Annotated in this window: 7 protein-coding genes; 3 read left to right on the top strand and 4 right to left on the bottom strand. The window is 45.1% G+C overall.

Features of this window, described 5'->3' with window-relative positions:
• The coding region (locus ACQY6Q_RS13965) for a DUF1538 family protein (RefSeq protein ID WP_427982289.1) at nucleotides 1–302 on the top strand (302 nt) is incomplete at its 5' end.
• On the top strand, nucleotides 292–642 hold the full coding sequence (locus ACQY6Q_RS13960; RefSeq protein ID WP_427982287.1) for a P-II family nitrogen regulator: 351 nt from the start codon (nucleotides 292–294) through the stop codon (nucleotides 640–642). The genes ACQY6Q_RS13965 and ACQY6Q_RS13960, both read left to right, overlap by 11 nt.
• Nucleotides 643–929: 287 nt before the next feature.
• Here the strand turns inward: ACQY6Q_RS13960 and pta are convergent, their stop codons facing one another.
• The gene (gene pta, locus ACQY6Q_RS13955; RefSeq protein WP_427982285.1) at nucleotides 930–3068 is read right to left on the bottom strand and encodes a phosphate acetyltransferase; all 2139 of its coding nucleotides are present in this window, start codon (nucleotides 3066–3068) and stop codon (nucleotides 930–932) included.
• Between the two features lie 69 nt (nucleotides 3069–3137).
• Nucleotides 3138–4337, bottom strand: a complete 1200-nt coding sequence (locus tag ACQY6Q_RS13950) for an acetate kinase (RefSeq protein WP_427982284.1) — start codon at nucleotides 4335–4337, stop codon at nucleotides 3138–3140.
• Nucleotides 4338–4638: 301 nt separating this feature from the next.
• Between ACQY6Q_RS13950 and yfbV the strand changes: the two genes are divergently transcribed.
• A complete protein-coding gene (gene yfbV / locus ACQY6Q_RS13945; RefSeq protein WP_427982282.1) occupies nucleotides 4639–5091 on the top strand; it encodes a terminus macrodomain insulation protein YfbV in 453 nt (150 codons plus the stop codon).
• On the opposite strand, the gene rlmA is transcribed toward yfbV, so the two are convergent.
• Both rlmA and pflA read right to left on the bottom strand, forming a co-directional pair.
• A complete protein-coding gene (rlmA, locus tag ACQY6Q_RS13940) occupies nucleotides 5088–5870 on the bottom strand; it encodes a 23S rRNA (guanine(745)-N(1))-methyltransferase (protein WP_427982294.1) in 783 nt (260 codons plus the stop codon). The two genes, yfbV and rlmA, sit on opposite strands and share 4 nt — an antisense overlap.
• A gap of 39 nt (nucleotides 5871–5909) precedes the next feature.
• Nucleotides 5910–6650 (bottom strand): pyruvate formate lyase 1-activating protein, encoded by a 741-nt coding sequence (pflA, locus tag ACQY6Q_RS13935; protein WP_427982281.1) that lies wholly within the window; start codon nucleotides 6648–6650, stop codon nucleotides 5910–5912.
• Between the last annotated feature and the right edge of the window lie 16 nt (nucleotides 6651–6666).

The raw sequence follows: 6666 nt of genomic DNA, 5'->3' as shown, positions 1-6666 counted from the left end.
TGCATTATTACATTATTGCTGGCTACGTGCTGGTGGTGATTCAAACGCTGTTTGCCCCTAAACCGATTATTGCACTCGCCTACGATAGTGGCGGGGTCACCACTTCCACGGTAACCGTGCCTTTGGTCACGGCCTTAGGCCTAGGTTTGGCTGAAGCCGTACCGGGGCGCAGCCCGCTGATAGATGGTTTTGGATTAATTGCCTTTGCCAGTTTATTTCCCATTATTGCGGTACTGGCTTACGCGCAAGTGACTCATTTTTTAGCAAGATCGACTTTGTCTGGAGATGACGATGAAATTTAAATTAATACTCGCCTTCGTTGATGACCAAAAAACTAGCATGGTGTTGGACTCTGCTCGGGCCGCTGGCGCAACCGGTGCCACTGTCATTAACAATGCGCGTGGGGAAGGCGTGCATCGCAAAAAAACCTTTTTTGGGCTGAATTTAGAGGCTCAGCGTGACGTGCTGCTATTTGTGGTAGAGAGTCATTTGGCTAAACCTATTTTAAATACCATCAGCGCTGTAGCGGAGTTTGATCAAGAAGAAGGGCAGGGAATAGCCATTTTGCTGGATGTGGAAGAAGCGGTGGGGGTTGCTCACCAAATCAGAGCACTAACGCATAACAACATCATTGATGAATAAATCGTGGCTGTGAATAAATTGTGGTTGTCAACTAAAAAAAGCCTTGTTTTTGTGTATAACTTATTGGTGTGAAAGGTTTTATCCACACTTTCTGTGGATTAAAGTGTGTATGGAACTGCTGTGCGTGGCTATCTTTATGTTTTTTAAAGATTTTTATTGTTGAGCAAAAAAGAAGCTAATGGTGTTTTCGAGGCTGTTGATGGTATAGCAAAAGCGGATGAGTTGTTGGCTATGTTAGGCTGAAAAATAAAAACCCGGTTTTAAGACCGGGTTTTTATCAGTAGCTGTTAGGCTTTAGTCTGATCTGCCTGAATTGCAGTCAGTGCAATGGTGTAGACAATATCATCAACCAATGCACCGCGAGACAAGTCATTCACCGGTTTGGCCATACCTTGTAACATTGGACCAATACTGATGAGTTCGGCACTTCGTTGAACCGCCTTGTAGGTTGTATTACCGGTGTTTAAGTCAGGGAAAATAAACACCGTTGCTTTACCGGCAACAGGGCTGTCTGGTGCCTTGCTCTTGGCTACATTTTCCATGATTGCGGCATCGTATTGTAGCGGTCCATCAATTATTAGTTCTGGACGACGCTCTTTGGCAATCTTGGTGGCTTCACGCACTTTTTCAACATCTGAACCAGAGCCTGAACTACCTGTTGAGTAGCTGATCATCGCTACCCGAGGCTCAATGCCAAAGGCTTCTGCCGACTCTGCCGACTGAATCGCAATATCTGCTAATTGTTCAGCCGTTGGGTCTGGGTTGATCGCACAGTCTCCGTAAACCAATACTTGGTCGGGAAGTAGCATGAAGAAAATGGAGCTAACTAGATTATAACCAGGGGCCGTTTTAATTAGTTGCAGTGGTGGGCGAATGGTATTCGCTGTGGTGTTTACCGCGCCAGAAACCAAGCCGTCGACTTCATCGTTGGCTAGCATCATGGTGCCTAGTACCACGTTATCCTCTAGTTGCTCGGCAGCAACGACTTCGGTTAAACCCTTGCCTTTACGTAATTCAACCATCGGCGCCACGTATTTAGGACGAATGTCGACGGGATTTACGATTTCAACATTTTCACCTAATACCACACCTTGTTGGCTGGCGGTGCGTTGAATGATATCGGGGTTACCTAACAGCACTGGACGGGCAATGCCTCGTTGAGAACAAATCGCAGCTGCAGCAATGGTGCGAGGCTCTTCACCCTCAGGTAATACGATGCGTTTATTGGCGCTACGAGCCATTTCGGTTAGCTGGTAACGGAAGGCTGGAGGAGATAAGCGGCGAGCACGAGCGGAAATAGCGGTTAGCGACTCAATCCAGTGCTTGTCAATGTGGCCGGCCACGTAGTCTTGTACTAAATCAATGCGTTTAGAGTCATCTACTGGAATTTCAGCGTTGAAGGTTTGCAGCGCTAAAGACGTTTGCCAAGTGTTAGAATTAATTAACATCACCGGTAAGCCAGTAGCAAAAGCTCGCTCACATAGTTTTAATACTTGAGGCTCGGGTTGATAGCCACCAGTAAGTAATAGGGCACCGATTTTCACGCCATTCATTGCTGCTAAACAGGCTGACACAATAACGTCTGAACGGTCGCCTGAGGTCACCAATAGGCTGCCCGCATTGAAATGTTCAACCATATTAGGAATGCTGCGAGCACAAAAGGTAACGCGTCCAAGACGGGTATCCATGTCACCTTCATTAATGATGGTGGCATTTAAGTGTAAGGCTAAATCTTTGGCGCGAGGCGAAACCAAGGGCGCATTCCATGGAATACAACCTAGAATGCGCAACGGGCTTTTGCCAAACATTTGCAGCACTTCAAGGTTGGTTGAGTTGTCCGATTTATTATCGAACATTTCCGTTAGATCGGGACGAGTGATCTCGTGTTCATCAATTGGTGCGCCAACTTTGTTGATAATGCAGCCGATGATGCGTTTATTTTTTAGGCCGCCAAAGTTGTTACAGGCTATTTCCATGCGCTCTTTTAGCTGCTGAGAAGTATCACTACCTGGGTTGGTAACAAACACCATGTCAGCATCTAAAGCCTTGGCAATGCCGTAGTTTACATTGTTGGCATAAGGCGATTCGTGGGTTGGTACTAAACCCTCAACCACAACAATTTCAGCACCGCTGGTGCCTGAATTAAACCGAGCCACAATGCCTTCTAGCAAATCATCAACGTGGTTAGCACTGATAAGGTTTTCAGCATAGGCTTGAGTGAAAGGTTCTGGAGGGACGATGTTTGATGCTTCACGAATGATCGCAGTTGAGCGTTCAGCTCCTTTTTCGCGGCTTTTAGGCTGAGCGATTGGTTTGAAAAAATTAACGTTTACGCCATTACGCTCCATGGCGCGAACCATACCAAGACTGACGGATGTAACACCAACACCAACGCCAACTGGAATTAACATAATTGTACGAGCCACGGCTGTACCTCTTAAGTTAGGTTGTAGAACAAAGCTGGCGTTTATTGCCAGCTTTGATTGAAAGTAAGTTTATTGCGCTAGTGCAACGGCGTCTTGGGCTATCACCATTTCTTCATTGGTGGGGATAACTAAAATTGGACGGCTAGTACTAGTACCGATATTACCTGAATTACCGAAACGTGCGTCTAAGTTGGCTTGTTCATCAAGTTCAAAACCAAGCAGGGCAAGTTTCTCAATGGTAAGTTGGCGAACTAAGGCAGAGTTTTCACCAATACCACCAGTAAACACTAAGGCATCTAGCTTACCGTCCATTGCAGCTGCGTATGACATAATGCTCTTAGCTAAACGGTAGCAGAACACATTCATGGCGCGAACCGCAGATTCTTTACCTTCTGCATAACCATCTTCCGCGAAACGGCAGTCGCTGCTGACTTCAGTTAGGCCCATTAGACCAGACTGCTTATGTAGCATGTTGTTGACTTCTTTTAAGGTGTAGCCTTCGCGGTCAACCAAGTGGAAAATAATGGCTGGGTCAATGTCGCCACAGCGAGTGCCCATTACTAGCCCTTCAAGAGGCGTTAGACCCATACTGGTGTCAAAGCTCTTACCATTTTTAACCGCACAAATTGAAGCTCCATTACCCAAGTGAGCAGTAATCACATTGGTTTCTTCTACTGGCTGGTTGAGCATTTTAGCGGCTTCGCGAGAAACGTAGAGGTGGCTAGTACCATGCATACCATAACGGCGGATACCTTTTTCGCGATACAGTTTGTAAGGTAGGGCGTAAAGGTAAGAGCTTTCAGGCATAGTTTGGTGGAACGCTGTATCAAATACGGCAACGTGTTTCTGCTGAGGGAAACACGCAATCGCTGCGCGAATACCGATTAATGCAGCTGGATTATGCAACGGCGCTAGGCCTGAACACTCTTCAATTCCTTGAATTACACTTTCATCAATGATTGCAGAACGGGTGAATTTCTCTCCACCATGAACGATACGATGGCCTACTGCCACAATGTCGTTTAATACTTCAGGATTGGCTTCTAAAATATTTTTTACAATAAATTCGATGGCTTCGCGGTGGGCAGAGTACGCGCCTAAGCTAGACTCGTTTTTCTCTCCGTGACTTTTCCATTTAATGCGTGCATCTTCCAAATTAAAACATTCGGCCAAACCTGAAATAATCTCTTCGCCATTTTCGGCGTTAAGCACTGCAAATTTAAGAGAAGAGCTTCCACAGTTTAGGACGAGTACCAGCTTGTTGCTCATTTATAGACACCTGTTGTTGAATTGGTTCAATTATAGACAGCGAAGACAAAACGTTGAAGATTAAGAGACACGTTTTGGCTCTATATTTTCGTCTCAAACTAGGTGATCTAGATTTACCTAGTTCCTCGGTCTCAATCAGGCTACACTTAAAGAGTGAGCTGATATATATAAAAACCGTTTGTTTGATCTATGATAACTGAAAGCGAATTTCATTTATATATGTCATACTAATAACTCAGTAAAAATGTAAAAAAATTACTAATTTATTGGTTTAAGTCAATTTTAGGTCGCGAGGTGCTCTATGGGCAAATTTTCAGAGATGGTCAGAGATGGCCGTGAGTACATGAAGCGTTGGCCTCAGCAGCGTGTCTTGGCCCCCATGTTTCCTGAAAATCGCGTTATCTTAGCGACATCCTTAGCGATGAAAACTATGCCAGCAGTTGCGGTGGTGACAGTAATGATGCCGTATATGGCTAATTTGAATGAAATATTACCACAATCTATCATGATGGCGATGGTGATCTTCTTAATGCCTTTACATGGTTTATACTGGCTAGGTAAGCGGGCTAATTCACTTTTGCCACCTAGTTTGGCAATGTGGTATCGTGACTTGCATCACAAATTGTCCGAGGCTGGTGAGCAGGCTTTACCCGCAGCCACCCAGCCCCGTTACGCTGAATTAGCCGATTTATTAGCTAAGGCGTTTAAAAGGTTTGATAAAAGCTTTGTATTTAGTAAAGGCTTGGATAGCTAAACTCGTTGATATAATTGTAATACAAACTCAAAGTCCATATTGAACACAGTTTCGTTAGCTAGCCACTGTTCAAGTTGCTGGTTCTTCTTCCAGGCGAATGGCGTCATTGCTGCTAAGTCCTGCATTTCTTGATGATTGAGCTTCACTTGTTGGCTTATTTTTTGTTGATTTAGTAACTGCCATCCGGGCATTGTTTCTGCTTGCTCTGGGTGTTCTTGAGGCTCTTTATAAAGTTGCTTGCGCAGTTGCCAAAGATGCTTGGCTCCTGGAATAACTTTGAGCAAGTAGGCATTGGCACGGCACACTCGAAGTAGTTCTTTGGCATCACTCGGGGCGAAAATCCGCACCACGCAGTCGATACTTTGGTCGGCAAGCGGCAGGCGATGATTACTTGCCACAAAGAACTGCGCTTGTTTACAGCGCTTGGCGGCCATTTTTATTCCATCTTTAGATATATCGATACCGATTACATCGCTTACTTGAGCTTGCTGTTGGAAGAGTTGCTGGGTGTAATAGCCTTCACCACAGCCAATATCTAATAGCTGCTTTGGCGCCAAGGGAGCCAGCTGTTGATTGATGGCATCCGCTAAAAAAGAAAAGTGGCCTTGATTTAAAAAACAGCGGCGGGCTTGTAGCATCGCTTTGCTATCGCCAGGGGTTTTTGAGTGCTTATGTTGTACCGCGAGTAGATTGGTATAACCTTCTTTAGCCTGATCAAAACAATGGCCATTGTTACATGACCACTGTTGATTTTGCTTGCTAAGCTGGGCTTGGCAAATAGGACAAATTAATATTGATGAAGAAATATGCTTGGTCTCTTAATAAATCACTTTAGAGTGATATTGTTGCAAAATGGCTTTAATTTTTTCCATGGTTTCTTTAGTGGGGGGTTTAACCCCGGCCAACGGATAGTCTTCTCCGAGCGCTGTCCATTTATGCTTGCCTAACTCGTGATAGGGGAGTAATTCGATCTTTTCTACGTTATCGAAAGGCGCCAGAAACTCGCCTAGGTCGTGAGCCGATTGCTCGTCGTCGGTAAAGCCCGGAACAATGACATAACGAAGCCAGGTTTTTTGCCCTATTTTATGTAGATAGCGAGCAAAATCTAAGGTTCGCTTGTTGCTTACGCCAACTAACTCTTGGTGAACATCATCGTGAATTTGCTTGATATCTAGCATCACTAAGTCAGTGACGTCCAGTAGTTGGTCAATCACTTCGGTATGTTTGCGCACATAACCGTTGGTATCGAGACAAGTATGGATCCCTTGCTCTTTACAGGCGCGGAATAAATCACGAACAAACTCAGCTTGTAAGATCGCTTCTCCACCGCTGGCGGTCACACCGCCACCGCTGGCATTCATAAAACGTCGGTATGGCGTAAGGTCATTCATCAAGTCGTTAACGCTAACTTCTTTACCGTCGTGTAAATCCCAAGTATCGCGGTTATGGCAGTATTGGCAGCGCATAAGGCAACCCTGCATAAATACAATAAATCGGATCCCCGGTCCATCAACGGTTCCGCAAGACTCTGTAGAATGAATACGCCCAAGTTTTGACATGTGTTTCTCCAAAAAA

Source organism: Agarivorans sp., assembly GCF_050295395.1.
In the GTDB taxonomy this organism is placed as follows: Bacteria; Pseudomonadota; Gammaproteobacteria; order Enterobacterales; family Celerinatantimonadaceae; genus Agarivorans.
The sequence above is the reverse complement of the archived record's forward strand: the minus strand, read 5'-3'. Positions and strand labels throughout refer to the sequence as shown.